The 1,906-nt window shown below is 76.5% G+C and carries 2 protein-coding genes; both read left to right on the plus strand.

The genetic code is table 11. The annotated features are described in order from the left end of the window. The coding region (locus tag VF665_RS24700; RefSeq protein WP_331056160.1) for a DUF4157 domain-containing protein at positions 1-1,443 on the plus strand (1,443 nt) is incomplete at its 5' end. A 43-nt stretch (positions 1,444-1,486) separates the two neighbouring features. Further along, a partial coding sequence (locus tag VF665_RS24705; RefSeq protein WP_331056161.1) for an eCIS core domain-containing protein occupies positions 1,487-1,906 on the plus strand: 420 nt, incomplete at its 3' end.

Genomic DNA, 1,906 nt, shown 5'->3' on the forward strand with positions numbered 1-1,906 from the left:
GAGGCGGAGCCGCCGGTGAACCCGGCATGGATGCGGCTGGCCACGCACGCCGCCGCACCGTCCCTCCAGGCGCGGCTGGAGATCGGCGCGGCGGACGATCCCGCCGAGCACGAGGCGGAGCGCGTCGCCGCCGCCGTCGTGAGCACGGGCGACGCCGCGCCCGCGCCGCACGTGGGGGCGGCCCCCGCCGCGGTGGCCCGGTGCGCGGACTGCACGCCGGGCAGGCCCTGCCCCCGGTGCCAGGAAGAGGCGCGGGCGCGCGGCGAGGCCATCCCCATCCAGGCCCGGCCGGCGGGCGGCGGGGCGCTGGCGCTTCCGGCCAGCACCGGGCGCTACGTCTCCACCCTTCCCGGCCGCGGGCAGCCGCTTCCCCCGGCGGAGCGCGGCTTCTTTGAGCGGCGGTTCGGGCGCGACTTCGGCGGGGTGCGGGTGCACACCGACGGCGAGGCCGCGCAGTCCGCGGCGGGGGTGCGGGCGCAGGCCTACACCGTGGGCAGCCACATCGTCTTCGGCGCGGGGCGGTGGCAGCCGGGGAGCGCGGCCGGCCGCCACCTGATCGCCCACGAGCTGACGCACACCGTGCAGCAGGCGGCCGGCGGCGCGCGGCTGAACCGGCAGTGCGATCCCGGCTGGGCCACCCTGCCGTGGAGCGACCGCGTGGCCAACGTGCGGCGCATGGCCGCCGGGGCGGCGCGCAACCAGTGCATGGCCGACATGATGGACGAGGCCCTGTACCCCAACGTGACGGTGGAGGAACGGACCAACACCGCGCGCAGCGTGGCGGCGGCCATGGCGGCGAACCGCTACGTGGAGTGGGGCTCCGTGTCCGACGTCCACGTGAACTTTGACCAGAACCTGAACCGCAAGCAGGGCAACCGCGGGCTGTTCGGCGAGGCCACCTTCCGCACCACCGCCACGCCGTCCAGCATCGCCATCTTCATCATCCTGGGGCCGGACGCGCTCAACCCGGTGGGCCCGCAGTTCACGCGGATGGCGTTCGACCACGAGTACGCGCACGCCAGCCAGTTCCTGCTGGACCACGCCATGAGGGGGAGCGCCGCGCACGCCGCCACCCCCGGCGACGAGCTGCGCATCTACGCCGAAGGCTTTTCGTCGCACTTTCTGAACGTGTGGACCATCGACAACACGCCCCCGGGCCGCTTTTCGCTGGCCACCGACTGGTCGCCGATGTTCGGCAACTACACCCGCGCCAGCGCCGCGGAACGGCAGGCCGCGGTGGACAGCATCCGCATGTTCTACGATGTGCGCTGCGTGGGAATCGTGTGCAACACCATGAAGTTCCGGATCTGGCTGCAGTCCATGCTCAACGCCCTTCCCGCCGGCCACGCGCTGGCGGACGCGCTGAACGCCTTTCCGGGGATGGCGCTCACGCGCGGAACCCCGCCCGCCACCCACTTCAGCACGGCGGCGGGATGCACCTGACTGTCGCTGATCGTCTTCGCCCAGCCGCGCGGCGGGGCGGCGCGTGAAGGCCGCCGCGGCGCCGCCGTCCCGGCGCGAACCGGCCTCCGCGCCCCGGGAGCAGCCCGCCGCCCCCGCGCCGGAGGCGGGGCTGCAGCTTGCGCTGCGCACCCAGTCGCCGCCCGGCCGCGGGGGAGGGAGCGCAGGTGCGCCGCCGCCGGACGCGCCGCGTGGCGGCGTCCCCATCCTGCGCCGCTGCCCGGCGTGCCACGCCGCGCTGGCCGCCGGACGCCCCGCGCCCGGCGGCTGCACCTGCGCGGCCGGGCGCGCCGCCACCCTGGTGCACACCGCGCTCGCGGGCGGAGGCGCCCCGCTGGACCGGGGGAGCCGCGGCTGGTTCGAGGAGCGCCTGGGCCACGGCTTCGGCCACGTGCGCGTGCACACCGGCCCCGCCGCCGACGCCTCCGCCCGCGCGGTGGGCGCG

This window comes from Longimicrobium sp., from assembly GCF_036387355.1.
Taxonomy (GTDB): domain Bacteria; phylum Gemmatimonadota; class Gemmatimonadetes; order Longimicrobiales; family Longimicrobiaceae; genus Longimicrobium.